This window comes from Azospirillum fermentarium, from assembly GCF_025961205.1.
GTDB classification, from domain to species: domain Bacteria; phylum Pseudomonadota; class Alphaproteobacteria; order Azospirillales; family Azospirillaceae; genus Azospirillum; species Azospirillum fermentarium.
Genome location: NZ_JAOQNH010000001.1, coordinates 1,619,513 through 1,645,223 on the forward strand (window position 1 = coordinate 1,619,513; position 25,711 = coordinate 1,645,223).

The following is a 25,711-nucleotide window of genomic DNA, read 5'->3' on the forward strand; positions in this document are numbered from 1 at the left end:
GCCGTCCCTGCACCCGGCAAGCGGACCCCGCTCCTTTGATCTTTAGGCATCCCCCACCCGGACGGTCAACGTCATCCTGAAAGAAGGGGGAGGGTGTGGCCTTCCTGCCGCGCGGGGCAGGGCCGCCATGCGGTGGATGACAGACGCGCGCAAACGCGCTATCCAACCCGGTTCAAGGGTCTGTTCCCTGTTCTCCCCCCGCTCTTATCCAAGGTTCGCTCCCATGACACCCGCCGCACGCCTTCAGGCGGTCATCGATCTGTTGACCGAGATCGACGCCACCCCACGCCCCGCGGACGCGGTGATGAGCGCCTATTTCCGCGCGCGCCGCTACATCGGGTCCAAGGACCGCACGGCGGTGGCGGAAACCACCTATGCCATCCTGCGCCGCCACGCGCGGCTGAACTGGTGGCTGGCGAAGGAAGGGCACCCCAACACGCCGCGGGCACGCGTGATCGCCAACGCAACCCTGGGCGAGCAGCGCCCCGGCGGCGCCGTCGCCAAGATGTTCACCGGCGACCGTTTCGATCCCGCCCCGCTGACGCAGGAGGAAAGCGCGCTGCTGGGTGCCCTGGAAAACCACACGCTGGAACACCCCGGCATGCCCGACGCCGTGCGGGTGGAATGCCCGGACTGGGCCGAGGCGCCCATGCGCGCCGCCCTGGGCAACCGTTTCGCGGTGGAGATGACGGCTCTGCTGGACGCCGCCCCCTTGGACCTGCGCGTCAACGCGGTCAAGGCCAACCGCGACAAGGCCCGTGCCGCCCTGGCCAAGGCCGGCATCACCGCCACGCCGACGCAATGGTCGCCGCTGGGCCTGCGCGTCCAGGGCCGCCCGCCGCTGGGGCAGGTGGACGCCTTCAAGAACGGTCTGGTGGAGATCCAGGACGAAGGCTCGCAGCTCGTGGCCTTCGCGGTCGCGCCGAAGCCGGGGGATCAGGTGGTGGATTTCTGCGCCGGGGCGGGGGGCAAGACCCTGGCGCTGGCCGCCCTGATGAACAACAAGGGCCGGGTGGTCGCGTGCGACGTGCTGGCCGGGCGGCTGAAGCGGGCGGCGGAGCGGTTCCGCCGCGCCGGCCTGCACAACATCGAAGCCAAGCCCCTGACCAGCGCCCGCGACCCGTGGGTCAAGCGGCACAAGCGGAAATTCGACCGCGTGCTGGTGGATGCGCCGTGCAGCGGCACCGGCACCTGGCGCCGCAACCCGGATTCCCGCTGGCGCGTGCTTGGCCCCGGCCTGGAACAGCTCGTGCCGTTGCAGGCGGAGATCCTGGACAGTGCGGCGCGTCTGGTGAAGCCGGGCGGGCGGCTGGTCTATGCCACCTGCTCGCTGCTGCCGGAAGAGAACGAGGGGCAGATCGCCGCCTTCCTCGCCACCCACCCCGATTTCACCGTGAAGCCGGTGGCCGAGGTGTGGGCGGAGGAGAGCGTGGGCGCCACGCCCCCCGCCGACGGCCCGTACCTGCGCCTGTCCCCCGGCCGTCACGACACCGACGGCTTCTTCGCCGCCGTGCTGGTGCGGGCGGCGGATGAGGGTGCGGAACCGGTGGGAGGCGAGGGCGAGGCGTGATGCGCCAGGGCTTCGCTCTGCCGCACACCTACCCCGCCATCACCCCCGTCACCATCGGCTGGAACGCCCCCGCCGTCACCAGTTCCTTGACCGCGGCGATGTCGGGGGCCATCAGCCGGTCCTCCTCCCACGCGGGGGCCACGCCGCGGACCAGCGCCTTGGCGTGTTCCAGGGTGGGGGAGGTGGTGAGCGGTGCCCGCAGGTCGATGCCCTGGGCCGCACACAGCAACTCGATGGCGACGATGCCGGCCAGATTGTCGGCCATGTCCGTCAGCCGGCGGGCGGCGTAGGCCGCCATGCTCACGTGATCCTCCTGATTGGCGGAGGTGGGCAGGCTGTCCACGCTGGCCGGGTGGCTCATCTGCTTGTTCTCCGACGCCAGGGCCGCCGCCGTCACCTGCGCGATCATGAAACCGCTGTTCAGCCCGCCGTCGCGCACCAGAAACGGCGGCAGGCCCGACAGGTTGGTGTCCATCAGCAGGGCCGTGCGCCGTTCCGACAGGGCGCCCGTCTCGGCGATGGCGATGGCCAGCACGTCGGCGGCCATGGCCACCGGCTCGGCGTGGAAATTGCCGCCCGACAGGATGGCGCCGGTGTCGGCGAACACCAGCGGGTTGTCGGACACCGCGTTCGCCTCCCGCTCCAGCACCCCGGCGGCGAAACGCAGGTGATCCAGCGCCGCCCCCATCACCTGCGGCTGGCAGCGCAGGCTGTAGGGATCCTGCACCGTGCCGTGGTCGCCGCGGTGGCTGTCGCGGATGCCGCTGCGCTCCAGCAGCGCGCGGGTGACGGTGGCCACCGCCTCCTGCCCCGGCTGGCCGCGCAGGACGTGGATGCGGGCATCGAAGGGGCCGTCGCTGCCCATGGCGGCGTCCACGCTCATGGCCCCGGCCACCAGGGCGGCGGCAAAGGCGTTCTCCGCCGCGAACAGCCCCACCAGGGCCAGGGCGGTTGACGCCTGCGTGCCGTTCAGCAGCGCCAGCCCTTCCTTCGCCGCCAGTTCCAGCGGCTCCAGCCCGGCGCGGGCCAGGGCATCCGCTGCCGGCACCCGTTCCCCGTCCACGTCGGCCTCGCCCACCCCCAGCAGCACGCCCGACAGGTGCGCCAGCGGGGCGAGGTCGCCCGAGGCGCCGACCGAGCCCTTGGCCGGCACCACCGGCAGCACCCCGCGGTTCAGCAGCGTCAGCAGCGCGTCGATCACCACCCCGCGCACCCCGGAAAAGCCGCGGGCCAGCGCGTTCACCTTCAGCACCAGCATCAGCCGCACCACCGCCGGGGGCAGGGCCGGGCCGGTGCCGGCGCTGTGGGACAGCACCAGCCGCCGCTGCAGATCGCGCACCTGTTCGGGCGGAATGCGCTTGCGCGCCAGCAGGCCGAAGCCGGTGTTGACGCCGTACACCGCGCGGTCCCCCGCCGCGGCCTGCGCCACCGTGGCGGCGGAGGCGTCGATGGCCGTCCGGCACGCCCGGCTCAGCCGCACCAGCCCGTCGCCCCGCGCCAGCCGCCGCAGGTCGGCCAGGGTCAGCGTGCCGGGGATCAGGGTAAAGGGTTCGGTGGTCATAACGGGCAGCCTCCGTGCGCCAGACACCATCAGAAGGTGAGAACCGCCGGCAGGCTCTGCCAGTGCCGGGGGCGAAAAGGGGGTGGTTCCTGTGGCATTTGTGGGAATCCGAGTGTGGTTAACGCCTCGTTTACCACGATGACGCCCCATGGGGGTCAGTCCGAAGGCAACCCTTCGCCCCTTTTCCGGCTCATCGGAGGATTTGGATGACCGACAGCCACCGCCTTCCGCCGGCCCCTGCGGGGGAAAAGCAGGCGCCCCCCACCCGCGCTTTCGTCACCCGCATCCTGGCGGCGGCGTTCGTGTTCAGCGCGGCGATCAACCTGCTTCAGCTCAGCCTGCCGCTCTATTCGCTCCAGGTGTTCAGCCGGGCCATCCCGTCCAACAACATCGACACGCTGATCATGCTGTCGGTGGTGGTGGTGATCGCGCTCAGCATGACCGCCTTGCTGGAGGTGGTCCGCACCCGCCTGTTCACCCGCGCCGCCAACGCGCTGGAGGTGGCGTGGCGCCCGCGTCTCAGCGCCGAGGTGCTGGACAGCACCGCCCGCGGCCGCCCCGACGCCCAGGCGCTGAACGACCTGATGGAGGTGCGGGGCGCCATCACCCGTCCGGCCACCGCCGCCGTTCTCGATCTGCCGTGGACGCCGCTGTACGTCATCGGCATCTACCTGATCCATCCGCTGCTGGCGGGGCTGCTGCTGGCGGGGATGGCGCTCATCACCGGCTTCGGCTGGCTGGGGCACGCGGTGATCCGCCGGCTGATGGACGACAGCAAGCAGCCCAGCTCCCGCGCCCAGCGGCTGTTCGACGCCGTGCAGGCCCGTGCCGGCACCGTGCGTGCCCTGCGCATGGCCCCGGCGGCGCTGGACGGCGTGGTGCGCGACAGCATGACCGCCGCCGCCCTGGCCGGGCAGTCCGCCGAACGCTCGGCGGCGGTGGGATCCGTCACCAAGTGGGTGCGGATGGTGCTTCAGATCGCGGTGACCGGTGTCGGCGCGTGGCTGGTGATGGAACAGCACCTGTCGTTCGGCGGCATGATCGCCACGTCGATGCTGGTGGGCCGGGCCATGGCCGCGGTCGAGCAGACCGCCGGTTCGTGGGGACCGCTGGCGAAATCCGCCGATGCCGCCCGCCGGCTGATCCCGCTGCTGACCCGTCTGGACCGCGAGCCGGTGCGTGACGCGGTGCCGGTGACGCCGGGCCGGCTGACCCTGGAAAACGTGCTGTTCGTGTCGCCCCGCGACCAGAAGCCGATCCTGCGCAGCGTGTCCATGAGCATCGAGCCGGGATCCATGGCCTGCGTCCTCGGCCCCAACCGGGCGGGGAAATCGGTGCTGGCCCGTCTGCTGGCGGGGGTCCAGGCCCCGTCCGCCGGCACGGTGCGGCTGAACGGGCTGGCGCTGACCGCGCTGACCCCCGACGATCCCAAGGCAGGCATCGGCTATCTGCCCCAGACACCCGACCTGCTGCCCGGCACCATCGCCGAGAACATCGCCCGCTTCCAGGACGTCCCCATGGCCGAGATCCGTGCCGCCGCCGAACGGGCCGGTGTGCACGACATGATCGAGAGCCTGCCCATGGGGTACGAGACCAACACCGAAGACCCGCTGACCCCGCTCAGCGCGTCCTTCGCCAAGCTGGTGGCGTTGGCCCGTGCCGGCTTCGGCACCCCGGCCCTGGTGGTGATGGACGACCCGGTGTCGGGGCTGGACGAGAACGGTGTCGCCGCCGTGCGGAAATTCGCCGCCGCCCTGAAGGAACAGGGGGCGACGGTCATCGCGCTGTGCCACCAGCCGGCCTTCCTCGACATGGCCGACAAGACCTTCGTCATCCAGAACGGCATGGCCATGGAAGCGCAGCCGCGGCCCCACGACGGGCAGCAAACCGCCACCGCCGCCGGGGCCGCCGCCTGGGGCCGCCGGGCCGCCGCGGTTCCGGCCGCCGTCTCCTAACCCCCGATCCCCCTTTCCCCGGTGGGAGAGGGGGAACCGGCCCCGCTGCCGCCGCCACGATACCTGCCGCCGCCGTCACATCTCAGGAAACGAGTTCAGCCATGAGCAAGACCACCCACACCGTGCTGATGCCCAAGACCGGGGTCCGCAATCTTCTGGCCGGGGGCTGCGCCATCCTGGCGCTGGGGTTCGGCGGCATGACCGCGTGGGCCGCCCTGGCGCCGCTGCACAGCGCGGTGGTGGCCGCGGGGGCGCTGGCCCCCGACACCGGGCGCAAGACCGTCAAGCACAACGAGGGCGGACAGGTGGGCCGCGTTCTGGTGCGCGAGGGCGACAGCGTGCGGGCCGGGCAGGTGCTGGTCCGCCTGGACGCGACCGAGGCGGAAACCCGCCTCCAGATGCTGCGGGCGAGCTGGCTCGACTCCCTGGCGCTGGAGGCGCGGCTGTCGGCGGAACTGTTCGAGAAGGACGCCATCGCGTGGCCGGCGGCGCTGGCGGACCAGCGGGCCGGCGACCCTGCGGTCGCCACCGCCATGGACAACCAGGAAAAGCTGTTCCGCGTCCGCCACGGCCAGTTGGACACCGAGGAACGGCTGATGCGCGAGCGCATCGCCACGCTTGACGAGCACATGGCCGGCGTCCGCGCCCAGCGCACCTATCTGGCCCGCGAACTGGAACTGGTGAAGGAGGACATCGCCATCACCCAGGGGCTGCTCAGCCGCGGCAACTCCACCCGCACCAAGCTGGTGGAGCAGGAAAAGGAACAGGCCAGCCTGATGGGCCGCGACAAGGAGCTGGAGGCCACCATCGCCCAGAGCCGGCAGCAGCAGGTGGAGACCGAAGGCGAAATCGTCCGCCGCCGCAACGATTTCCGCGAAAAGGTGCTGACCGATCTGGAAAAGGCCCGCAGCGACGTGCAGAAGCTGGCCGAACAGATCCGCGACGCCGAGAACCGCCTGACCAACCGCGACATCAAGGCGCCCGACGACGGGGTGGTGGTGATGCACAGCCATCTGGCCCCCGGCGTCAGCGTCACCCCCAACGAACCGGTGCTGGACGTGGTGCCCGCGGGCCGCGAACTTCTGGCCGAGGTGCGCATCCAGCCCAAGGACATCAAGTCGGTCCACGTGGACCTGCCGGTGAAGGTGCAGTTGACCGCCTATGACACCCGCATCGTCGGCACGCTGGACGGCACCGTGACCTATGTGTCCGCCGACCGGCTGAACGACCCGGCCACGCGGCAGGATTACTTCCTGGCCCGCATCCGGCTGAACGGCGAGGACGCCTCGGGCAACAGCATCGGCAAGCTGTCCATCCGCCCCGGCATGCCGGTGGAGGCGCGCATCCTGCTGTCGGAACGCACGCCGCTGGATTACCTCGTCACCCCGCTGAAGCAGTCGTACGTCAAGGCGTTCATCCAGGAATAAGGGTCACTTCTCAGGAAGAGGGTCACCTATGGCCGCGCGCCGTTCTTGAGACGGCGCGCGGCCAGTTCCAGCACCGATTTCAGTTGGGCCGAGGAAAACGGCTTGTGAACCACCCCCAGCGGGTAGGTTTCGGTGATCCGCCCCATGGTGGAATGGTCGGCGTAGCCCGACAGATAGATGGAGCGGATGCCCAGCGCGCTGTTCAGCCGCCGGGCCGCGGCGATGCCGTCCCCACCCCTTCCCAGGCGTACATCCATCAACGCCACCTCGGGCCGGTGTTCGGTGGCCAGGGTCAGCGCGTCGGCCTCCGTATGGGCCACGGCGCAGACGGTATGGCCCAGATCCTCCACAACCTCGCGGATGGCGTGGGCCAGGGGTACTTCATCCTCTACGATCAGCAGGCGCAAGGAGCGATGACTCAGCGAAAGGGGGTGGGCGATGCAATCCGTATCGGTATCGGTCCCGTTCATCGCCGCTCCCTCCGATGCGAGACGGTAAACAACATGTTTACCAAGACTGTGCGTGACTACCCCCTTCAAATCAAGCGGGACGTGGCGGAGTACCATACCGTGGTGGGATGATATTTGCCGAAAATGCGGATTACCCAACTCGATCGGGACAATCCGCGCGGCGGCGGCGGAACGGTCCTGCGGGTCAGAAGGTCTTGCCGCGTCCCAGCCAATCGACGTCCTTGGGCGGTTCCGGCCGGCGTGCGCCCCGCGGGGCGGCGGGGGCGGCGGCGGGCAGCACCCACACCGGGGCCGCGACGGTGCCGTTGAGCGGGGCGGGGGTGGTTCCGTGCCGTGCGGGTGGCGGCGGGGCGGAGGTGGCCGACAGCAGCAGCGAATCCACCGGGGTTGCCAGAATCGGCGATGCCGCCGGGGCAGGGGGCGCGGGGGGCGGGGCCACGGGCTGGACCGCCGCGGGCTGGGGCGGCGGTGGCGGGGCCGGGACCGCAGCGGGGCCGGGCGGCACGTCCATTCCACGCAGCCGGGGCGGGGCGGGGCGCTGGTCGTCGGGGATGGCACCGGTGGCCAGCGATGCGCGGCGGGCGGCATCGCGGATTCCGGCCAGGGTGGCGACGGCGTATTCCAGCAGCGGCAGCATGCGCGCGGCGTCGGCCAGATCGCCGGGGGTCAGGGCGGCGAAGCGGCTGCTGACCTGATCCACCTGTTCATCGACGAAGGCCCGCAACGCGCTGGTTTCGTCGATCAGCCGTTCCAGATCCTGGCGCAGAGCGGAGATTTCGCACGCCTGGCGCAGTTCGTGGAAACCGATGGTCTGGGTGGCGTCGCGTCCCCCGCGGGCGTCTGGCGGCATCGTGGCAACCCTTGCGAACCGGTGCTCCGAGGGGTGGACGGCCCTGTTCCGCACCCGTACGGCACGAGCGGAAACGCGGCGGGAAACCGTTTGCGCCCCATGGGGCCTTGTACTATTTTTCGCCGTCCGGGGGAAAGGCTTCCTTTTGTGTCTCCAAGGGTTTCCCGCCCGCCCATCCTCACACTGTCCGGGTGCCACGGTGTCGATCGACCGCACGGAATTGGACCGGCTGATGGCGGAACGCCCCGCCGGGAACCGCAGCGCCATGCAGGCGGTGCGCGATTGTTACGGCGATATCAGCCTGATGCGCGAACGCGGCCTGTCGTGGGCCGACATTTCGGGCATTCTGGCGCGGCTGGGCATCACCACCCGCGACAACAACCCGATTTCGCCGGTGACGCTGCGTTCCGCCTTCTTCCTGGTGGGCAACGAGATCCGTTCCGGCGCTTCGGTGACGGAGGAGGGCGGGGCCACGGCCGAGACCATCGCCGCCGTCCACGCCGCAGCCCTGGCCGCCGGCCTGCCCGTCGATGGGGAAGGGGATGAGCCCCCTCCCACCCCTGAGCCGGACGTGCAGCCGGACAGCCAGCCGGACGAGCCGGCCCCCGAACCCGAACCGCTTCCCGAGCCAGAGCGTGGCGGCGAGTCGCCCGCCCCCGCCGTCCCCTCCCTGCTTTCGCCCGTGACGGATTCGGACGAAGCCCCCACCGTCGCTGACGCCCCGGTGACAAGGGTAGGCGCGGATGACGCAGCGGACGAAGCCGCCGCCCCGGCCCCCGAACCGCCGCTTCCCGCCCCCGTGCCGGAGCCGGTGGCCGAAGCCCCGGCGGCAGAGCCGGCGTCGGAGCCGGTCAAGCCCCTGAAAGATTTCGATCTTCTGGCCCCCGCACCGCGGGATGACCCGCCCCCGCCCCCGGTTGCGGTGCAAGAGGATGAACCGGAACCGGAGCCGGAACCCGAACTGCCACCACCCGAACCGGCCCCGGCCCCGCCGCCGCCCCCGCCGCCGGTGCCCAAGGCCGTGGCAATCGCCCCGGCGGTAGTGATAGAACCTGCATCCGTAGCGGTCTCTCCTTCCGACCGGACAGACAGACTTTGGAAAGGCGATTTCATGCTGGGAACGATTTTCGTCCTCAATGACCGCGGTGGGGTGGGTAAGACTCTGCTCTCGCATCACCTGATGGCGACCGCGATGCTGGAGGGCCTGCAGCTCAAGGTCGTCGAGTACGAGGTCAACGAACGTCTGGCCCGTCTCTTCGGCCCGGAAATCGTCGAGCACCGCCGCATCACCCAGGACTTCATGAACATGATGGGGTCGGGTGACGGTTTTTATGAATTCTGGGACCAGATCGGCCCCGAACTGCAGCGCGGCGGCCGCCTGTTCGACTTCGGCGGCAACATCAGCCAGTGGTTCTTCAACTGGGCCGAGGTGTCGGGCTTCGACTATTACGTGGGTGAAGGCGAACGGCTGACGTTCATGATCCCGGTCACGGTCGATCTGGCGTCGCTGTCCACCGGCATGGCGACCCTGGACCGCATCGCCGCCATAGCACCCAAGGCCAAGCGGGTGATCGTGGAGAACGCCTTCTCCGGCCCCTTCACCCAGCTTGAGGACAGCCAGTACGCCCGCCGCAAGGCCGAGCTGCAGGAACGCGAGGGGGTGGACTTCATCTCCATGCCGCCCTGCACGGCTCCGGCCTGGGCGCGCCTGACCGGCCACCGCCTGGATCAGGTGGCGCAGATGACCCGCGAGGATCTGGTGAAACTGGGCATGACCCCGCCGGTGGCGTCGCGCTCGCTGATCATCATCCACGACTGGCTGCGCACCATGCGCCAGTCGCTGGCCCCGTACCTGATCGACGCCTTCCGCCAGACGCCGGGTGCGGCCAAGCCGGCGCGCTAATACCTGAAGCAAAAAGCCCCCCGTCCCTGACCAGGACGGGGGGCTTTTTATTGATGGGATGCAAGGGCTATCGCCCTTGCCGGGGCGCCGGGGCAGCGCCCCGGCATCCTCTTCAGTTCCGCGCCGCTTCCGCCCGCACGGCTTCTTCCGCCGCGCGGATCAGCGCCTGCGCCTTGTTCACAGTCTCCTGATACTCGGCCTCGGGGTCGCTGTCGGCGACCACGCCGCCGCCGGCCTGCACCACCATGGTGCCGTCCTTGATGACCGCGGTGCGCAGCGCGATGCAGGTGTCCATGGCCCCCGACGCACCGAAATAGCCGATGCAGCCGGCATAGATGCCGCGGCGGGTCTTTTCCAGCTCGTCGATGATCTCCATCGCCCGCACCTTGGGCGCGCCCGACACGGTGCCGGCGGGGAAGCCGGCGGCCAGAGCGTCCAGCGTGTCGTGGGCGGGGTCGAGTTCCCCTTCCACGTTGGAGACGATGTGCATCACGTGGCTGTAGAACTCCACCACCATCTTGTGGGTCACGCGCACGGTGCCGACCTTGGCCACCCGGCCCACGTCGTTGCGGCCCAGGTCCAGCAGCATCAGGTGCTCGGCCAGTTCCTTGGGATCGGCCAGCAGATCGTCCACCATCGCCTGATCCTCTTCCGGCGTGGCGCCGCGCTTGCGGGTGCCGGCGATGGGGCGGATGGTGATCTTCCCGTCGCGCACCCGCACCAGGATTTCCGGCGACGAGCCGACGATGGACAACTCGCCGAAATCCAGATGGAACAGGAACGGCGACGGGTTCAGCCGGCGCAGCGCCCGATAGAGCGCCAGCGGCGACAGGGTGAAGGGAATGCGGATGCGCTGGGACGGCACCACCTGGAAGATGTCGCCGGCGCGGATGTACTCCTTCGCCCGCTCCACGATGGCGTGATACTCCTCGCGCGTGGTGTTGGAGGTCTGGGGTAGGGGCAGCGTGCCGTCCACCCGCGGCTCGCGGCGCAAGGGGAGCGGGCGGCCCAGATCGGCCACGGCGTCGGCCAGCCGTTCCGACGCGCGGGCATAAGCCGCGGTGGCGTCCACCCCGGCCTCGGGCCATACGGGGGTGACCAGCGTCACCGAATCGGTCTGGGAATCGAAGATGGCGACGATGGACGGGCGGGTCAGGATGGCGTCGGGCACGCCCAGTTCATCGGGGTTGCCGTCGGGCAGCCGTTCCATCAGCCGCACCATGTCGTACCCCAGATAGCCGAACAGGCCGGCGGCCATGGGCGGCAACTCCGCCGGCAGGTCGATGCGGCTTTCCGCCAGCAGCGCGCGCAGGGAATCCAGCGGGGGCAGGGGGCACGGCTCGTACCCGGCGGCGTCATAGAGCGCGCGGCGGTTCACCTCCACCTGCGACCGGCGGCAGCGCCAGACCAGATCGGGCTTGAAGCCGATGACGGAATAGCGGTCGCGCCGGGCGCCGGCCCCGCGCTCCGCCGATTCCAGCAGAAAGCCGAACGGACGCCCGTCCGCCAGCTTCAGATAGGCCGAAACCGGCGTTTCCAGATCGCTGACCAGCGTGGTCCAGACCACCTGCGGGCGGCCTTCGGCATAGGCGGCGGCGAAGGCGGAAAAATCGGGCAGAACCTTCACGGGACGAACTCCGGCCGGATGCGGCGGTGGGTGGTGGGAACGGGGCGGATCAGGGCGGTATCAGGGGGCCGCGAACATCTGGGCGATGCGCTGGCGCTCGATGGTGACGGGGTAGCGCTGGCGCAGGGCCTCGGCGAACTGGGCGGCCAGATCGCTTTCCACGCCGCGGCTGACCTGGGTGGCCAGCGTGGCGGTGTCGGCGCCCGGGGCGGCGGGGTCGGCGGGCACGATCTCCTTCAGCCGGGCCACCACCTGGGCGCCGTCGGCAGCACCGGTCACCACGTCGTTGGGGGCCGCGGCGAACAGCTTGGCGACCAGATCGGCGGGCACGCCCTCCACGCTGGTGGCGTCGCGGGTGAAGGGGGCGGTCAGGGCGACGGTGCCGCCCGCGGCCTGGGCCAGGGCGCCGGCCTCACCCCCGGCCTTCAGCTTGTCGGCCAGGGCCGCCGCCGCCGCCGCGGTCTTCTTGGCCTGCTCGTCGGCGGTCCAGGCGGCCACCACGTCGGCGCGCACGCTGTCCAGCGGGCGGGGGGTGGCGGGGGTGACGCCGGTCACGTGCACGACGATGAAGGCACCTTCCTTCGTCTCGATCACATGGCTGGTCTTGCCGCCTTCCAGCGAAAAGGCGGTGCGGGCCACTTCGGCCACGGCGGGCACGCCGGTGATGGGGGCGCCGTCGGGGGTCTTGCCGTCGGCGGTGAGGGCGGGGATGGTGACCAGGGCCACATCCTGCCCCTTCGCCACCTCTTCCAGCGACGCACCGCTGGCGAGCGCGTCGTCCACCTGCGTCTCGATCTTATAGAGGCGGTCGGCACCCTTTTCCCGGCGGATGTCGGCGGCCAAGCGGGCGCGCACGTCCTCCAGCGGCTTGACCGAACCGGGGATCACGTCGGTGACCTGCATCACGTACCAGCCGAAGGCGGTCTTGACCGGGGCGCCGGCCTTGCCCTTTTCCTGGGCGAAGGCGGCATCGCCGAGGTCCAGCACCTCCTGCTTGGTCACGTTGTCCAGGGACCGCACCTCCTCGCCCGCCGCCTTGGCGGCGTCGTCGAGGGAGCCGGCGGCTGTGGCGTCGGAAATGCTCTTGGCCTTGGCCTCGTCGTCCACCAGCACGAAGCGGATGGTGCGGCGTTCGGGCTGGCCGAATTCCGACGAGCGCTCGTCGTAGGCCGCGCGGATCTCCTCGTCGGAGACCTGAACGTCGCGGCCCGCGGCCTCCACGGTCAGGGGCAGAACGGTGACGGAGCGGAACTCCGGCGCGGTGTAGCGGGCGACGTTGGCGTCGTAATAGGCCTTCACCGCCGCATCGTCGGGGGTGCCGACGTCGCCGGCGGTGCTGTTGGGCAGGGTCACCACCTCCGCCACCCGCTTTTCCTCGTGATGGCGGTAGAGGGCATCGACCAGCGGCTTGGGCGCCGCCGCCCCGGCCACCACGGCCCCGGCCACCAGGCCGCGGCCGATCTCCTGCCGCAGGGCCGCGATGTAACCGTCTTCGGTCAGGCCGTTGTTGCGCAGAACGGCGCGGAAGCGGGTGGGGTCGAACTGCCCCGCCTCGTTGCGGAAGGCCGGTTCCTCGGCGATGCGCTGGCGCACGGTGTCCACGCCGACGCTAAGGCCCGCGTCCTTGGCGGCCAGATCGTAGAGCGCGCGCTGGACCAGCACGTTCACCGCCTGATCCACCAGACCGAACTGGCGGGCCTGCTCGGCGGTCAGGCTGGTGCCGAACAGGGGGCGCAGCCGTTCCATCTGGCGGCGGAATTCCTGATCCAGTTCGGTGCGGCCGATCTCCATCGGGCCGACCTTGGCGACGGTGGAGGACTGGCCGCCGCTGCGGATCACGTCACCGATGCCCCAGACACCGAAGCTGAGGATCAGAACCACGAACAGGATCTTGACGATCCACGAGCCGGCGTAGGTACGGATGAACTGAAGCATGGTATCCGGTCAGGCAAGGAAAAGGGCCGCGCCAGGGGCTGACGGTCGGGCGGCATCATAAAAGCGCCGCCGGGGGGCGGCAACCGTCCGTTTTGTCCATGTGCGCGGGGGCGCGCCCGTTTGCCACACCGTCTCCATGCTCCACCGTCTCCATGCTCCCTCTCCCGCAGCCTCTCCTCTCCCCGGCGGGGCGGGGGGCGCCGCGGGGCGCCCGTCCGGGCGGGTGGAAATTGCCGTGGCGGGCTGATACACACGGGACACCGCCGGGCCGATGGCCCGCCGCAGGTGTGATTCTCGATCTGGGAGGGAACGGAAACCATGGCCGAACGCCGCAAGCTGATCGCCGGCAATTGGAAGATGAACGGGCTGAAGGCCGACGGGCTGGAACTGGCCTCCGATCTGGCCGGACGGCTGAAGGGGGCCGGTGCGGTCGCCTTCGACATGCTGGTGTGCCCGCCGTTCCCGCTGCTGTTCCCCGTGGGCGAGGCCATCACCGATTCCCCCCTGGCGCTGGGCGGGCAGGACTGCGCGCCCAAGCTGAGCGGCGCCCACACCGGCGACGTCAGCCCGCAGATGCTGAAGGATGCCGGCTGCTCCTTCGTGATTCTCGGCCATTCCGAACGGCGCCAGGACCACGGTGAAACCGACGCGGCGGTGAAGGCCAAGGCCGAAGCCGCCATCGGCCAGGGCCTCGTCGCCATCATCTGCGTCGGCGAGACCGAGGCCCAGCGTGAAGCCGGCCAGGCCGAAGCGGTGGTGGGGGCCCAGGTGGCCGGATCGCTGCCGGCCGGCGCCAACGCCGCCACCGTGGTCATCGCGTACGAGCCGGTGTGGGCCATCGGCACCGGCAAGACCGCCACCCCGGCGGATGTGGCGGCCATGCACGGCTTCATCCGTGCCGAACTGGCCAAGGCGCTGGGCGACGCGGACGCGGTGCGCATCCTCTACGGCGGTTCGGTGAAGCCCGGCAACGCGGCGGAACTGATGTCCACCGCCGACGTGGACGGGGCGCTGGTGGGCGGCGCTTCGCTCAAGGCTGACGATTTCTGGGCCATCGGCACCAGTTGCCGCTAGCATCCGCGTGAGCCGCGCTTTATAACATGGCGGCTCAAGCGCGCCGGGGCCGTGACGGTCCCCGGCGCGCTCTCGGTTTTTGATGGGCCGGTTTCAAAATGAATAAGGCCGGATCCGGCCTGCGAGGGAAGGGTACAGGTCTATGCACGCGGTGGTTCTCGTCATTCACCTGCTGATCGCGCTGGCCCTGGTCGGCGTCATCCTGATCCAGAAGTCGGAAGGCGGCGGCCTGGGCATCGGCGGCGGCACCATGGGCGGCATGATGTCGGCCCGCGGCACGGCCAACCTGCTGACCCGCACCACCGCCATCCTGGCGGCGTGCTTCATGGCGACCAGCATCGTCCTGGCGGTCATGGCGGGCAACACCGGGGCCCAGCGCCCGGCGTCGATCATCGATAGCATTCCGGCCCAGCCCGTGGCCCCGGCGGCTCCCGCCGCCCCGGCCCAGCCGGCGCCGCCCGTCGCGCAGTAACGGGCGTTCAAGGGACGTGGCCAGCCGCCCGGCAGCGATGGGGCGGACGTCCGGTTGATGAAACCGGCAAAAAGAACAAGAAAGAGGCGGCCGTATCCGAAGCCGCCTCTTTCCTTTTGATGGGGGCCGGACGATCGGCGCCCATCAGCGGAATTCGGGATCGGTTCCCGGCCCCCATGCGTGGTGCCGGGTCTTCGGACGGAACATAGGGTCTTCGGACGAACATGACGCGGTACATCTTCATCACCGGAGGCGTCGTCTCCTCGCTCGGCAAGGGTCTGGCTTCGGCGGCGCTGGGTGCCTGCCTTCAGGCGCGCGGCTACAAGGTCCGCCTGCGCAAGCTCGACCCCTACCTGAACGTCGATCCGGGGACCATGAGCCCCTATCAGCACGGCGAGGTGTACGTCACCGACGACGGGGCGGAAACCGACCTCGACCTCGGCCATTACGAGCGCTTCACGGGCGTGGCAGCCCGCCGCAGCGACAACGTGACCACGGGCCGCATCTATTCCACCGTCATCGCCAAGGAACGCCGCGGCGACTATCTGGGTGGAACGGTGCAGGTGATCCCCCACGTCACCGACCAGATCAAGGACTTCATCCGCGCCGACGTGACGGACGAGGACTTCATCCTGTGCGAGATCGGCGGTACGGTGGGCGACATCGAATCGCTGCCCTTCCTGGAGGCCATCCGCCAGTTCGGCAACGAGGTGGGGCCGGAACGGGCGCTGTTCGTCCATCTGACGCTGCTGCCCTACATCCCCTCGGCGGGCGAGCTGAAGACCAAGCCGACCCAGCATTCCGTCAAGGAACTGCTGGGGGTGGGGATTCAGGCCAACATCCTGCTGTGCCGCGCCGACCGCCCGATCCCGGAGAACGAACGGCGCAAGATCGCGCTGTTCTGCAACATCCGGCCCGAGCGCGTCATCGCCGCCCTCGACGTGGACAGCATCTATCAGGTGCCGATCAGCTACCATGAAGAGGGTTTCGACACCCAGGTGCTGAGCTATTTCGGCCTGCCCACCGACAAGGAACCCGACCTGTCGCGCTGGCAGACCATCGTGGACCGCGTGCGCAAGCCCCAGGGCGAGGTGACCATCGCCGTGGTCGGCAAGTACACCAGCCTGCTGGACAGCTACAAGTCGCTGGCCGAGGCGCTGACCCACGGCGGCATCGCCAACAACGTGCGGGTCAAGCTCGACTGGATCGACTCGGAGATCTTCGAGGACGACGGCGAGGCGGTGCAGCGGCTGGAGCATGTGAACGGCATCCTGGTGCCGGGCGGCTTCGGGTCGCGCGGGACCGAGGGCAAGATCCTGGCCGCCAAGTTCGCCCGCGAACGCAAGATCCCCTATTTCGGCATCTGCTTCGGCATGCAGATGGCGGTGATCGAATCGGCGCGCAACATGGCCGGCATCGTTGACGCCGGTTCCACCGAACTTGGCCGTCCGGGCAACCCGGTGGTCGGCCTGATGACCGAGTGGGTGCGCGGCAACGCCCTGGAAACCCGCAACCAGGCGGGCGATCTGGGCGGCACCATGCGTCTGGGCGCCTATCCCGCCCGGCTGCTGGAAGGCTCCAAGGTGGCGGAGATCTACGGCTCGACCGAGATTTCCGAGCGTCACCGCCACCGTTATGAAGTGAACGTGTATTACAAGGAGCGTCTGGAGTCGGTGGGCATGTGCTTCTCCGGCCTGTCGCCCGACGGCGAACTGCCGGAAATCGTCGAGATCCCGACGCATCCGTGGTTCATCGGCGTGCAGTTCCACCCGGAACTGAAGTCCAAGCCGTTCGACCCCCACCCCCTGTTCACGTCCTTCATCCGCGCGGCGATGGACCAGAGCCGTTTGGTCTAAAATGACGGGATGCAAGGGCCTTCCGGCCCTTGCCGGGTGAGTGCGAGAGGGCGGCGCCCTCTCGCGTGTCTCTTTTCAGGAGCGTTCCTCCATGCCCCACAGCGTCCAGATCGGTTCCCTGACCATCGCCAACGACCGCCCGTTCGTCCTGCTGGCCGGGCCTTGCGCCATGGAAAGCCGCGACCACGCGATGGAGATGGCCGCGGCCCTGCACGAGATGTGCAGCGCGCTGGGCATGGGCCTGATCTACAAGTCGTCGTTCGACAAGGCCAACCGCACGTCGATCGCGTCGGCCCGGGGCATCGGCCTGGAAAAGGCGCTGTCGGTGTTCGCCGAGGTGAAGGACCGCTTCGGCTGCCCGGTGGTGACCGACGTGCACGAGCCGCACCAGTGCGCGGCGGTGGCGGAGGTGGTGGACGTGCTCCAGATCCCCGCCTTCCTGTGCCGCCAGACCGACCTGCTGGTGGCCGCCGCCGAGACGGGCCGGGCGGTGAACGTGAAGAAGGGGCAGTTCCTGGCCCCGTGGGACATGAAGCAGGTGCTGGCCAAGCTGCTGGCCGCCGGCAACGACCGGGTGATGCTGTGCGAGCGCGGCGCCAGCTTCGGGTACAACACGCTGGTGTCGGACATGCGGTCGCTGGCGATCATGGCCGAGACGGGGCACCCGGTGGTGTACGACGCCACCCATTCGGTGCAGCAGCCGGGCGGGCAGGGCGCCACCTCGGGCGGGCAGCGGGAATTCGTGCCGGTGCTGGCGCGGGCGGCGGTTGCCGTGGGCGTGGCGGCGGTGTTCATGGAAACCCACCAGGATCCCGATTGCGCCCCGTCGGACGGGCCGAACATGATTCCGCTGCGGGAGATGCCGGCCCTGCTGGCGCGCCTGCAGGCGTTCGACCGGCTGGCGAAGGGACTGTAAGGGGAAAGCATTGAGGCCGGGATCGGTTCGCAAGCGCCGTTCCCGGTCTTTCCGTCTTGTTCCGCGACCGGCAAGGGGGCGGGTGAGGCGATGCCGCCCCCGGTTACGCCGGCTGTTCCTTCTCCGCCCCGTCCTCGGCGTTCTCGTCGCCGTCCCCGTCTTCGAAGGCGTCGCCAGCAACCTCCGGTCCCCATTGCTGGACCAGTTCCGATTTCTTCATGCGCAGCTCTTCCACCCGCTTTTCCGCGCTGCGGATCTCGGCGTTGGCCACCGCGGGCGGGATCCCGTAATAGAAGGCCCAGCCGAGGGCGGCGGCACCGTACATCACCAGCCATGTGACCGGGTTGGCCAGCATCTTCATGGCGATGCCCATGCTGTGGCCCTGCTGCCAGAGCATGATCGCAAACGGCATGCAGCCGCAGAAATTCAGCCCCCCCACGATGATCGGCGCCGGCTTTTCCGGGTCGCGGTCGATCAGATAGGCGACGATGGTGGGAATCATGCCGACGCTGAAGATCATGGTTGTGGGCAGGACCACCAGGGCCGCCGGCAGCATCAGCAGCAGCAGGGTCAGCATCCGGCTGCGGCCCTTTTTCTTGGCCTTGCCCCCTTTCTTGTCCTTGGTCTTGGGCTTTGCCATGATGGTCCGTCTGGTCGGCGTCCGTTTGGTCGGGCGGCGGGTTAAAGGGCGAAGTAGAGGATGATGCCGGCCACCAGAATGGTGGAAACCAGGCTGGAGGCGATGGCCGCCACCTGACGGCCCGAGGATTCGATGATGCCGTCACGGTCGGCGATCATCTGGCGCAGTTTGTCGATCTCCGCATCGGCTTCGCGGTAGCTGATCTGGGCGGCTTCGAATTCCGCCTTGTCGCGGCGCAGCGCCTCGGGGTCGTCCACGATCTTCAGGATGGCGGCCAGCTTGCCGGCGTGGGCGGCGCTCTCGGCGGCCTTGCGCACCTCCACCTGCTGCGCCCGGCTGTGGAACCGGCGGAAGGCGGGGTCGAGCAGGTTGACGATCCACGAACACAGATTGGGCAGCCCCTCCGCCCCCGTGCGGGTCTGCACATCGGACAGGATGGTCAGCATGGCGATGACCCGGCGCAGGGGATCGTTGCTGGGGGCGAGCTGGGCGTACAGCACCTCCTCCGTCCGTTTGTGGCGGGCGGCGAGGAAGGATGCCACGTGGCGGTCGATGGGTTCGCGCTTGCGGTCGGTCAGGCTGGTGGCCGCCCAATCCAGCGCGCGCAGCAGGTCGATGGGGGTCAGCGGGTAATAGCCGAACACCAGCGGGCTGACGCAGGGCATGGTGGCGTTGGCCTCGTACACCACCCGCTCCAGCCCCAGCCCGTGGGCGGAACGGTCGAGAAAGGTGCGGAGCTGGTCGAAGGCATGGACCAGCGGCACGTATTCGGGGCGGAAATCGCTCTGCACGCTGACCCAGAAGCCGGGAAGCTGGTTGGCGATCACCTCGGCCACCGCCTGGGGCGATTCGTTGCGCAGGAACGCCTCGGCCAGCAGCACCGCCACCCCGTCGGGCATCATCGACTTGCCGCGGTAGCGGATGGGGGCGGTGGGGTCCAGCGCCATGCACACCCGCGACACCAGCCGGTCGGTGACGCTGCCGCCCTTGGTGGAGGAGGCGGACTGCACCGCGTTCGCCACCGCTTCGGCGCGGGCGTCGTCGGACATGCTGCGGCGCAGCCATTTGTCCAGCTCGCCGGTTTCGATCAGCGGCATGGCGGCGGCGGGGGCGCGGGCGAAGGCGCGGGCCACGGTGCGGCAGTGCCAGTATTCCTGCCCCTGGAACTCCAGCGGACGCGACCCGCGGCGGGGGATTTGCGGCTGCTTCGGCGACAGCCGCCGGCCCGACAGCCACAGGTCCAGGTCGTTCAGGGTCCAGCGCTGCTTGGGATCGTCCACCAGCAGGCCGCGGATCACTTCGCCGATGCCCAGCGGCAGACGCATCTGGCCGACCAGGGCGGGGTACGACCCCCGCTCGATCTTGGCCTGCATCAGCGTGTCCTCGTCCAGGTGCGCCACCGGGTTGCGGCCCAGCAGCAGCACCAGGAGCGTCACCCCCAGCGCATAGAGATCGTCGGCGATGGTGCCCTGGCCGCGGCCCGCGGGGTTGGCCATGCCGCGCTCGACGGTTTCGAACAGCGCCGGCTGGCCATAGCCGATGGGCACCGACATGCCTTCCCCCAGCATCAGCGAGCCGGAGGTGAGGTCGCGGTAATAGATATTGGTGGGCCGGATGGCGCCATGGACCACGCCGCGGCCGGACAATTCGCGCAGCGCCCCCACCAGCGGCTGGATCAGCAGGCGCGTCAACTGGTCTTCCGGCATCGGCTCGACGCTGTCGGTCAGCGCGTTCATCAGCCGGCGGCCGCTGGGCTTTTCGAACAGGAAGCAATACCGGCGCGCCTTGTCCGGCGGCCAGTCGATGACGCCCCAGTCCAGGAGGCGCATCATGGTGGTGTTGTCCATGTTGGCGAACGTGGACACCACCTCGCTGCGGGGCAGGGTGGCGCCGCTGCAGATGATGGCGAAGGGTTCGACCCGCTTGTCGCGCAGCGCGCGGGCGGCATAGGCGTTGCCGCCGGGGGATGTCAGCAGCGGCAGCGGGGTGGACGGCATGATCTCATACCGCTCGCCCAGCTTGACCGGCTCGGCGTTGATGACGGCGGCGCGCTCGCCGGCGGGGGTGGTCTGGGCGTCCGCTGCCATCGGGCTTGTGCCGTCCTTCGCGCTTACATCCGGGGCCGCGCTTACATCCGGGGCGGGGGAAGGGCGCCGCCGGAAAAAAGGGCTGTGTCGCGCCGCAACCTTACCCGCTTCCGCCCGTCAGGTCGAGAGGGGGGCTTTACCCCCTCTCGCGTCCCGCGGGTATCAGTCGGCGAAGGGGTCGTGCATCAGGATGGTGTCGTCGCGCTCGGGGCTGGTGGACAAGAGCGCGACGGGAGCCTGGATCAGTTCCTCGATGTGGCGGACGTACTTGACCGCCTGGGCGGGCAGTTCGGCCCAGGTGCGGGCACCCTGGGTGCTTTCGCCCCAGCCCTCGAAGGTCTCGTAGATCGGCTCCACGCGCGCCTGCTCGGCGGCGTTGGCCGGCAGGTGGTCGATCTCCTTGCCGTCCAGGCGGTAGCCGATGCACACCTTGATCGCGTCCAGGCCATCCAGCACGTCCAGCTTGGTCAGCGCGATGCCGTCGATGCCGCCGGTCTTGATGGCCTGGCGCACCAGCACGGCGTCGAACCAGCCGCAGCGGCGCTTGCGGCCCGTCACGGTGCCGAATTCACGGCCGCGCTGGCCGATCAGCTCGCCCACCTCGGTCAGATCCTCGGTGGGGAAGGGGCCGGAGCCGACGCGGGTGGTGTAGGCCTTGCAGATGCCCAGCACATAGCCCACGGCGCGCGGCCCCATGCCCGACCCGGTGGCGGCGTTGCCGGCCACCGTGTTGGACGAGGTGACGTAGGGATATGTCCCGTGGTCCACGTCGAGCATGGCGCCCTGGGCGCCTTCGAACAGGATGCGCTTGCCGGCGCGGCGCATCTCGTCCAGCGTCTTCCACACCACGCCCGCAAACGGCAGGATCTTGGGCGCGATTTCCTTCAGCGGCTCCAGCAGTTCCGCGGCGGTGACCTCGGGGCTGCCCAGGCCGCGCAGGACGGCGTTGTGGTGGAACAGGAGCTGCTCGACCTTGTCCGCCAGTGCCGCCTCGTCGGTCAGGTCGCACAGGCGGATGGCGCGGCGGGCCACCTTGTCCTCGTACGCCGGGCCGATGCCGCGGCCGGTGGTGCCGATCTTCGACGCGCCGCGCGCCTCTTCCCGCGCCTTGTCCACCGCGCTGTGGATGGGCAGGATCAGGGCGACGTTCTCGGCGACGATCAGGTTTTCCGGGGTGACGGTCACGCCCTTGGCGCGGATGGCCTCCACCTCGCGCAGGAAGGCCCACGGGTCGAACACCACGCCGTTGCCGATGACCGACAGCTTGCTGGCCCGCACCACGCCCGAGGGCAGCAGGCTGAGCTTGTATTCCACGCCGTTGATGACCAGCGTGTGGCCGGCGTTGTGGCCGCCCTGGAAGCGCACGACGACATCGGCGCGGCTGGACAGCCAGTCAACGATCTTGCCCTTGCCTTCGTCGCCCCACTGGGCGCCGACCACCGCCACGTTGGCCATTGTCAGTCTCCGTCTCTGGACCCCTTAGTCCGGGGTCCGCAGGTACCAAAGATGCCGCCGTCCGGCGGGCGTGATAAGGGGCCGGCGGAGTGTCCGCCGGTCCCGCGAAAACCATGCCTGAACCCGATGGGATCAGGCCAGCGGCACCAGGGCACCGCCGTGGAAAAGATGGGTGCAGCCCAGCCGGCGCGCTTCCGCCTCCGGCTCGGCCACGGGTTCCAGGCCCGCCAGCGTCACCCAGCCGGCGGTGCGCAGGGCCGCCGCGTCGGCATGGGGGGTGGCGTGGGGCACATACACCCGCCGCACCTCGGGCAGCGGGGGAACGGCGCGCAGCACCGAATCCAGGTACAGCGTGAAGCCGGTGGCGGGTTCGCCCTCGGCATCCTTGTGCTGGTGATCCTTGTGCTGGGCACCGTGGGTGCCGGCGCGGTAGCGGCCGCCGCTGCCCATCTCCCCGCGCTGGCCGCGGGCGAACAGGGTGAAGCTGAGGCCGGTCTGATATTCGAAGCCGCGGTGTTCCACCAGATCGATGGTCAGCGTCAGCGACGGGGCGGCGGCGCGGATCAGGGCCACCACCTCGGTCATGCGGCGCCGGTCCTTTTCCGCCGCTTCCGGCAGATCGAAGGAGGCCAGCGCCGCCATGGCCCGTTCGGCGGGGCCGGAGGCGTCCATCATGCGGCCCAGCAGGGCGGCGGCGGGGCCGCCCTCGGCGGCCACGGCGGCGGCGTCCTTGCGGTCCAGCGCGGCGCGCAGGCGGGCCGCACTCTCCCCGTCCAGGCCCAGGCCCTGGCACACCAGCGGCACCATGGTGGGCACGCACAGATCGACCGACACGTGGCGCACGCCCACCACGTCCAGCGCGCGGGCGGCCAGCAGCACCGCCTCGGCGTCCGCCGCGGGCTGGAGCGAGCCGATCAGCTCCACGCCCGCCTGCATGAGCTGGCGTTCGGGGCGGAGCTGCGAGCCCTTCACCCGCAGCACCGGCCCGGCGTAGCACAGGCGCAGGGGCCGCGGGGCGGTGTGGAGGCGGGAGGCGGCGATGCGGGCCATCTGCGGCGTGATGTCGGCGCGCAGCGCCATCATCCGCTGCGACAGCGGGTCCATCAGCCGGAAGGTCTGGGCGGCCATGGAGGCGCCGGGACCGGACAGCAGATTGCCTTCGAATTCCATCAGCGGGGGGCTGACGCGCTGATAGCCGTGGCTGGCGAATTCGCCCATCAGGCGCTCGACGGCCGCCGCTTCCAGGGCGGCATCGTTGGGCAGCACGTCGTGCAGGCCGGCGGGCAGCAGCGCGGTGCTCTGAGTATTGGGCATGGCCTGATTTCGAACTGGTCACAGGGTCGGGGTGCGCGGCGCGCACACACGACGCCGGTCAATAGCCGACCTTCCCCCCTCAGGGCAAACGGAAAAGCCGCCCGCCGGGGGCAAACCGGCCCGGCGTTGCGCGCGGGGCCGGTTGCTGCGGCGCACCATCATGCGATGGAACGGGCTATACGATCGACAGGGTTGCCGTGGCAGGGGTGGACAGCACATCGGCCAGCAGGTGCAGGCCGCGGGCCGCCTCGTCGCGGGAATTGGGCTGGCACAGGCCGATGCGCACGCCATGGGGGGCCGGGTTGCGGCCCACGGCGAACACGTCGGCGCCGGTGACGATCACCCCGCGGCGGCGGGATTCGGCCAGGAAATCCTCGCGCCGCCAAGGTTCCGGCAACGTCATCCACAGGTGCTGTGCCGCCGGATGGCCGCTCACCACCGCGGGGGGCAGGATGGCGCGGGCGATGGCCTGACGGGCAATCCCCTCCGACCGCTGGGCGTCGGCCAGCCGGTCGGCGGTGCCGTCCTGAATCCAGCGCGCCGCCACCTCCCCCACCAGGGGCGGGGCGGAATACATCAGGGCGCGGATCACCGCTTCGATCCGGGTGGTCAGCGCTGGGGGTGCGACGACATACCCCACCCTGAGGCCCGCCGACATGCTCTTGGACAGGCTGGTCATATAGACGGTGATGTCGGGGGCGATGCGGTGGATGGGCAGCGGGTCGCGCACCAGGAATCCGAACACGTCGTCTTCGATGATCGTCACCCCGTGGCGGCGGCAGATGGCGGCGATCTCCATCCGCCGCTCCTGCGGCATGATGGTGGCGGTGGGATTCTGGAGCGTCGGCACGATGTAGAGCGCCTTGGGCGCCAGCCGGCGGCAGGCGGCGTCCAGCGCATCCGGCACCAGCCCGTGGGCGTCCAGCGCCACCCCCTCCAGATGCAGGTCGAGGGAGGCGGCCAGCGCCTTCATCCCGTAATTGGTCATGCGCTCGGCCAGGATCACGTCGCCGGCCCGCGCAAGGGCGGAGATGGCCACGGCCATGCCGTTCTGCGCCCCGGTGGTGAGCAGCACCGATTCGGGCGTGGTTTCCACCCGGTGCTGCCGGGCCATCCACTGCACCGCCGCCGTCCGGTGGGCCGGCAGCCCGGCATGGGGCGCGTAGGAGATGAGGTGTTCGGCGCTGCCCGAGGCGGCGATGGCCGCCAGCGTCGCCGCGATGGCCTTTTCCGCCCCGCTCTGCTTGGGCGTGATGACCGTCATGTTGATGGCCGACGCCTCGGGCGGGCGGTGCCACGCCAGCGGGTCGGGGTGGGGCAGGGGTTGGCTGCCCAGGACGAAGGTGCCGCGCCCCACCTCGCCCCCGATCAGTCCGCGCCGCTCGGCCTCCGCATAGGCCCGCGTGACCGTGCCCACCGTCACGCCCAGGCGGTAGGCGAGGTCGCGGTGGGTGGGCAGCCGCGTGCCCGCCGACAGCCGGCCCCCCGCAATATCATTGGCCAGCGCATCGGCGATGGCACGGTAGCGGGGGCCGGGGTGGGCGGCGAGATCAGGGGTCCAGACGGTCATGAGCGGTGCCGGGCGGTTGTGCGGACGGGAATGTGACTATTGTCCCGATGACAATGTACACAATGTGGTCTGACCATCACAACAGGCAAGCGGATTGTCACCCCCGGCTCGCCATCGCCTCGGCGAAGCGCCCCGGCCGGAGGTTGAGCCCGTCCAGCAGGGTGCTGAAGGCGGGGCTGCGCAGATATTCGTATTCCACCGCCCGCGGCCCCACCAGCGGGTCGGCCCGGCGCAGTTCCTCGTCGGGGATTCCGGGGTGAACCATCACCAGGGTTCCCGGCGGCATCCGGTCGAGAAAGCGGCCCATCATCTCGGGGAACGGCTGGCTGGTGGCGAAATCGTACACGCCGCGGAAGCTGGCGTTCACCGGCACCCCGTGGCGGTGGGCCAGAGCGGCGAAGCGCTGGCCCAGCCCGCTGATGAGCAGCGTCTTGGGCACCGCGATGCCGCGCCGCGCGATGGCCTCTGCCGGGTCGCGGCACAGGCGGGCATAGGCCCCCGGCAGCGTCTTCAGCGCCGCGATCACCGCATCGCGGATGATGGGCAACTGGTGAACGTGCTGGTGTCCGTCGATGAAGGCGGGCGCCGTGCCGAACGCGGCGGTGAAGGCGTCCACCTGCCGCCGCACCTCGGCATCGATTTCCGCCCGGTTCAGGCGGCGGGTCAGCGCCAGCGGCATCAGCCGGCCCAGGGGCGGCAGCCGGCCGGCGGGGGCGAGCCGGGGCATGGAACCCAGCGGCGCCTGATCGGTCAGGGTCAGGTGAAGCCCGATGTCGGCCCGCGCCCCCAACGGCTTCAGCTTCGCCGCCTCATCGGCCCAGCCCGGACAGACGGTCATGCACGACGTGGCCGACAGCCGCCCCTGTTCGATCAGGTCGCGGATGGCCGTGCCGACACCGGGCGACAGCCCGTAATCATCGGCGCACAGCACGAAGCGGCGGGGTGGGGGAGACGCGGACATTCGGATCGGAACCACATGCGCAAAAGAACCCATCCGCGAGAAAGCATGACCTCATATGATTATGCAAG

Annotated in this window: 19 protein-coding genes; 8 read left to right on the forward strand and 11 right to left on the reverse strand. The window is 69.9% G+C overall.

Features of this window, described 5'->3' with window-relative positions:
• Window positions 1-223: 223 nt before the first annotated feature.
• Complete coding sequence (locus M2352_RS07760) at window positions 224-1,570, forward strand: RsmB/NOP family class I SAM-dependent RNA methyltransferase (protein WP_264663921.1); 1,347 nt, start codon at window positions 224-226, stop codon at window positions 1,568-1,570.
• A 28-nt stretch (window positions 1,571-1,598) separates the two neighbouring features.
• On the opposite strand, the gene hutH is transcribed toward M2352_RS07760, so the two are convergent.
• On the reverse strand, window positions 1,599-3,131 hold the full coding sequence (gene hutH / locus M2352_RS07765; RefSeq protein ID WP_264663922.1) for a histidine ammonia-lyase: 1,533 nt from the start codon (window positions 3,129-3,131) through the stop codon (window positions 1,599-1,601).
• Window positions 3,132-3,337: 206 nt separating this feature from the next.
• Between hutH and M2352_RS07770 the strand changes: the two genes are divergently transcribed.
• Both M2352_RS07770 and M2352_RS07775 read left to right on the forward strand, forming a co-directional pair.
• Window positions 3,338-5,086 (forward strand): type I secretion system permease/ATPase, encoded by a 1,749-nt coding sequence (locus tag M2352_RS07770; protein WP_264663923.1) that lies wholly within the window; start codon window positions 3,338-3,340, stop codon window positions 5,084-5,086.
• Window positions 5,087-5,187: 101 nt separating this feature from the next.
• Window positions 5,188-6,513 (forward strand): HlyD family type I secretion periplasmic adaptor subunit, encoded by a 1,326-nt coding sequence (locus M2352_RS07775; protein WP_264663924.1) that lies wholly within the window; start codon window positions 5,188-5,190, stop codon window positions 6,511-6,513.
• A gap of 26 nt (window positions 6,514-6,539) precedes the next feature.
• Here M2352_RS07775 and M2352_RS07780 read toward each other — a convergent pair whose 3' ends face one another.
• Together M2352_RS07780 and M2352_RS07785 are read right to left on the reverse strand one after the other, a co-directional pair.
• Window positions 6,540-6,983: a response regulator gene (locus M2352_RS07780; RefSeq protein WP_264663925.1), complete on the reverse strand. Its 444-nt coding sequence runs from the start codon at window positions 6,981-6,983 to the stop codon at window positions 6,540-6,542.
• A 184-nt stretch (window positions 6,984-7,167) separates the two neighbouring features.
• Complete coding sequence (locus tag M2352_RS07785) at window positions 7,168-7,833, reverse strand: hypothetical protein (protein WP_264663926.1); 666 nt, start codon at window positions 7,831-7,833, stop codon at window positions 7,168-7,170.
• Between the two features lie 199 nt (window positions 7,834-8,032).
• On the opposite strand from M2352_RS07785, the gene M2352_RS07790 reads away from it, so the two are divergent.
• Window positions 8,033-9,736 carry a hypothetical protein gene (locus M2352_RS07790; protein WP_264663927.1) on the forward strand — a complete coding sequence of 568 codons (1,704 nt, stop codon included), beginning with the start codon at window positions 8,033-8,035 and terminating at the stop codon, window positions 9,734-9,736.
• A 112-nt stretch (window positions 9,737-9,848) separates the two neighbouring features.
• Here the strand turns inward: M2352_RS07790 and trpE are convergent, their stop codons facing one another.
• Window positions 9,849-11,363: an anthranilate synthase component I gene (gene trpE, locus M2352_RS07795; protein ID WP_264663928.1), complete on the reverse strand. Its 1,515-nt coding sequence runs from the start codon at window positions 11,361-11,363 to the stop codon at window positions 9,849-9,851.
• 60 nt (window positions 11,364-11,423) lie between these two features.
• On the reverse strand, window positions 11,424-13,298 hold the full coding sequence (locus M2352_RS07800) for a SurA N-terminal domain-containing protein (protein WP_264663929.1): 1,875 nt from the start codon (window positions 13,296-13,298) through the stop codon (window positions 11,424-11,426).
• A 318-nt stretch (window positions 13,299-13,616) separates the two neighbouring features.
• Here M2352_RS07800 and tpiA point away from each other — a divergent pair, with 318 nt between their 5' ends.
• The 4 genes from tpiA (at window position 13,617) to kdsA (ending at window position 17,616) form a co-directional block, all read left to right on the forward strand.
• Window positions 13,617-14,372 (forward strand): triose-phosphate isomerase, encoded by a 756-nt coding sequence (gene tpiA / locus M2352_RS07805; RefSeq protein WP_264663930.1) that lies wholly within the window; start codon window positions 13,617-13,619, stop codon window positions 14,370-14,372.
• Between the two features lie 142 nt (window positions 14,373-14,514).
• Window positions 14,515-14,844 (forward strand): preprotein translocase subunit SecG, encoded by a 330-nt coding sequence (gene secG / locus M2352_RS07810; protein ID WP_264663931.1) that lies wholly within the window; start codon window positions 14,515-14,517, stop codon window positions 14,842-14,844.
• A gap of 224 nt (window positions 14,845-15,068) precedes the next feature.
• Entirely contained in the window at window positions 15,069-16,700 is a 1,632-nt protein-coding gene (locus tag M2352_RS07815) for a CTP synthase (RefSeq protein WP_264663932.1), read from the forward strand.
• A 91-nt stretch (window positions 16,701-16,791) separates the two neighbouring features.
• A complete protein-coding gene (kdsA, locus tag M2352_RS07820) occupies window positions 16,792-17,616 on the forward strand; it encodes a 3-deoxy-8-phosphooctulonate synthase (protein ID WP_264663933.1) in 825 nt (274 codons plus the stop codon).
• A gap of 103 nt (window positions 17,617-17,719) precedes the next feature.
• Here kdsA and M2352_RS07825 read toward each other — a convergent pair whose 3' ends face one another.
• The 6 genes from M2352_RS07825 to M2352_RS07850 all read right to left on the reverse strand — a co-directional run bounded on the left by M2352_RS07825 (window position 17,720) and on the right by M2352_RS07850 (window position 25,643).
• The gene (locus M2352_RS07825) at window positions 17,720-18,256 is read right to left on the reverse strand and encodes a hypothetical protein (RefSeq protein WP_264663934.1); all 537 of its coding nucleotides are present in this window, start codon (window positions 18,254-18,256) and stop codon (window positions 17,720-17,722) included.
• A 41-nt stretch (window positions 18,257-18,297) separates the two neighbouring features.
• Complete coding sequence (locus M2352_RS07830; RefSeq protein WP_264663935.1) at window positions 18,298-20,343, reverse strand: serine/threonine protein kinase; 2,046 nt, start codon at window positions 20,341-20,343, stop codon at window positions 18,298-18,300.
• A gap of 162 nt (window positions 20,344-20,505) precedes the next feature.
• Complete coding sequence (locus M2352_RS07835) at window positions 20,506-21,798, reverse strand: adenylosuccinate synthase (protein WP_264663936.1); 1,293 nt, start codon at window positions 21,796-21,798, stop codon at window positions 20,506-20,508.
• Window positions 21,799-21,930: 132 nt separating this feature from the next.
• Window positions 21,931-23,112, reverse strand: coding sequence for an ATP phosphoribosyltransferase regulatory subunit (locus M2352_RS07840; protein WP_264663937.1), 1,182 nt, complete (start codon window positions 23,110-23,112; stop codon window positions 21,931-21,933).
• A gap of 175 nt (window positions 23,113-23,287) precedes the next feature.
• Window positions 23,288-24,682, reverse strand: a complete 1,395-nt coding sequence (locus M2352_RS07845) for an aminotransferase-like domain-containing protein (RefSeq protein WP_264663938.1) — start codon at window positions 24,680-24,682, stop codon at window positions 23,288-23,290.
• A gap of 97 nt (window positions 24,683-24,779) precedes the next feature.
• Window positions 24,780-25,643 (reverse strand): ChbG/HpnK family deacetylase, encoded by an 864-nt coding sequence (locus M2352_RS07850; RefSeq protein ID WP_264663939.1) that lies wholly within the window; start codon window positions 25,641-25,643, stop codon window positions 24,780-24,782.
• Between the last annotated feature and the right edge of the window lie 68 nt (window positions 25,644-25,711).

What these genes read in the sequence shown, in the direction of transcription:
- secG (WP_264663931.1), top strand. Translation starts at nt 14,515, where the DNA reads ATGCACGCGGTGGTTCTCGTCATTCACCTGCTGATCGCGCTGGCCCTG.
- tpiA (WP_264663930.1), top strand. Translation starts at nt 13,617, where the DNA reads ATGGCCGAACGCCGCAAGCTGATCGCCGGCAATTGGAAGATGAACGGG.
- M2352_RS07830 (WP_264663935.1), bottom strand. Translation starts at nt 20,343, where the DNA reads ATGGCAGCGGACGCCCAGACCACCCCCGCCGGCGAGCGCGCCGCCGTC.
- kdsA (WP_264663933.1), top strand. Translation starts at nt 16,792, where the DNA reads ATGCCCCACAGCGTCCAGATCGGTTCCCTGACCATCGCCAACGACCGC.
- M2352_RS07850 (WP_264663939.1), bottom strand. Translation starts at nt 25,643, where the DNA reads ATGTCCGCGTCTCCCCCACCCCGCCGCTTCGTGCTGTGCGCCGATGAT.
- M2352_RS07780 (WP_264663925.1), bottom strand. Translation starts at nt 6,983, where the DNA reads ATGAACGGGACCGATACCGATACGGATTGCATCGCCCACCCCCTTTCG.
- M2352_RS07770 (WP_264663923.1), top strand. Translation starts at nt 3,338, where the DNA reads ATGACCGACAGCCACCGCCTTCCGCCGGCCCCTGCGGGGGAAAAGCAG.
- M2352_RS07785 (WP_264663926.1), bottom strand. Translation starts at nt 7,833, where the DNA reads ATGCCGCCAGACGCCCGCGGGGGACGCGACGCCACCCAGACCATCGGT.
- M2352_RS07825 (WP_264663934.1), bottom strand. Translation starts at nt 18,256, where the DNA reads ATGGCAAAGCCCAAGACCAAGGACAAGAAAGGGGGCAAGGCCAAGAAA.
- M2352_RS07775 (WP_264663924.1), top strand. Translation starts at nt 5,188, where the DNA reads ATGAGCAAGACCACCCACACCGTGCTGATGCCCAAGACCGGGGTCCGC.
- M2352_RS07840 (WP_264663937.1), bottom strand. Translation starts at nt 23,112, where the DNA reads ATGCCCAATACTCAGAGCACCGCGCTGCTGCCCGCCGGCCTGCACGAC.
- M2352_RS07800 (WP_264663929.1), bottom strand. Translation starts at nt 13,298, where the DNA reads ATGCTTCAGTTCATCCGTACCTACGCCGGCTCGTGGATCGTCAAGATC.
- M2352_RS07835 (WP_264663936.1), bottom strand. Translation starts at nt 21,798, where the DNA reads ATGGCCAACGTGGCGGTGGTCGGCGCCCAGTGGGGCGACGAAGGCAAG.
- M2352_RS07815 (WP_264663932.1), top strand. Translation starts at nt 15,069, where the DNA reads ATGACGCGGTACATCTTCATCACCGGAGGCGTCGTCTCCTCGCTCGGC.
- hutH (WP_264663922.1), bottom strand. Translation starts at nt 3,131, where the DNA reads ATGACCACCGAACCCTTTACCCTGATCCCCGGCACGCTGACCCTGGCC.
- M2352_RS07845 (WP_264663938.1), bottom strand. Translation starts at nt 24,682, where the DNA reads ATGACCGTCTGGACCCCTGATCTCGCCGCCCACCCCGGCCCCCGCTAC.
- M2352_RS07760 (WP_264663921.1), top strand. Translation starts at nt 224, where the DNA reads ATGACACCCGCCGCACGCCTTCAGGCGGTCATCGATCTGTTGACCGAG.